The sequence below is a fragment of the Armatimonas sp. genome (assembly GCF_031410135.1).
GTDB lineage: Bacteria > Armatimonadota > Armatimonadia > Armatimonadales > Armatimonadaceae > Armatimonas.
Genome location: NZ_JANNYP010000367.1, coordinates 1 through 1,147, shown reverse-complemented (window position 1 = coordinate 1,147; position 1,147 = coordinate 1). Strand labels below are relative to the sequence as shown.

Annotated in this window: 2 protein-coding genes; both read right to left on the bottom strand. The window is 60.7% G+C overall.

What is annotated here, in order from left to right; translation table 11 throughout:
- Positions 1 to 639: hypothetical protein (locus tag RMO15_RS13405; protein ID WP_309713384.1), on the bottom strand; the 639-nt coding region annotated here is incomplete at its 3' end.
- Positions 640 to 663: 24 nt separating this feature from the next.
- The coding region (locus RMO15_RS13400; RefSeq protein WP_309713382.1) for a prolyl oligopeptidase family serine peptidase at positions 664 to 1,147 on the bottom strand (484 nt) is incomplete at its 5' end.

Sequence of the window (1,147 nt, the reverse complement as noted above, 5' to 3'; positions counted from 1 at the left end):
CCCTCCGTCACGTGCGGGCGGAAGTCCAATACTAGCGGGCTCACGGGTGCCAAAGTGGCTGGGGCCACCGCCCAAAGCGGTCCAATCTAGGAGTCCTCGGACAATATGCGACTCATCGGCGATGCACTGCTTGGCACGCCATGTATTGGGAGTGGAGCAGATGGGGCAGGGGCGCAAGCGCTCGAAGCAGTAGGGGCAGATCGCCGGGATCGTCGCGCCATCGGTGAGATCGGCATCGAGCGTTTTTTCACACGAGGGGCAGATTGCCACGGGGAGCCGCACGTAGACACGGGCGCTCATCTGGGGGAGCGGCGAGGTTCCGGCTCCTCCGAGGCGCTGGCACTGGAGTGCGATCGGGCTTGCCGGGGCACCGCCTCCCTGAAGCTGAGTGCGGGCCCCTTCTATCTGAACCGTCACCGCAATGGCCTGCTTTTCTCCGGGGGCGAGGGCGGCCTCTTGCGGGGTGACACTAAGCCAGCTCGCCTCGCAGGCAAGCTTGACATACAGCGCCGTCTGGGCATCGCTGTTGGTCAAGTGGAAGCGGAGCACTTTGATGCCACCCGCCAGATAGTCTTCCGGCGAGAGGATCAATGTCCTCACGTCTGCCGGGAAATCGGTCTCGTTAGAAGTCACTGCCAAATCGTCGGCATTTTAGCACATTTTCTAGCTTCGATGGTGTTTCTTAAAGAACTGCACGATTTTGTCGGGTGCGAGGCTCGGGTACTCATGACCGCCGTCGTGCATCACCACTTCAACGGGGGCTTTGCTTCCATTGATTTTCTTTGCGGCATCAATGGCGGCTTGTTGCTGATCCCACTTCACAATGGGGTCATTTTTCGCCCCAATATGCATCACTGGGCACGGTTTGGCACTGCGAATCAGGCGCTCGCCCGCGCCCGCCACGACGCCCAGTGCCGCGAAGAGCTCGGGTTTCTGCCCCCAGAGGTAGTAGGTGAAGCCGCCGCCATTAGAGTGCCCCGTGCAGTAGAGCTGTTTCTCGTCTACTTTCCATTCTTTACGCGCCATCTCTAGCATCGCGTTGAAGAACTCTAAGTCCCGGTTGGGGAGCAGGCCGCCGCCAAACATCTGCCAGCCCGGCTTGCTGCCCTCAGGATCGCGGGGAGTCTTGGTAGGCAGCCCATTTGGG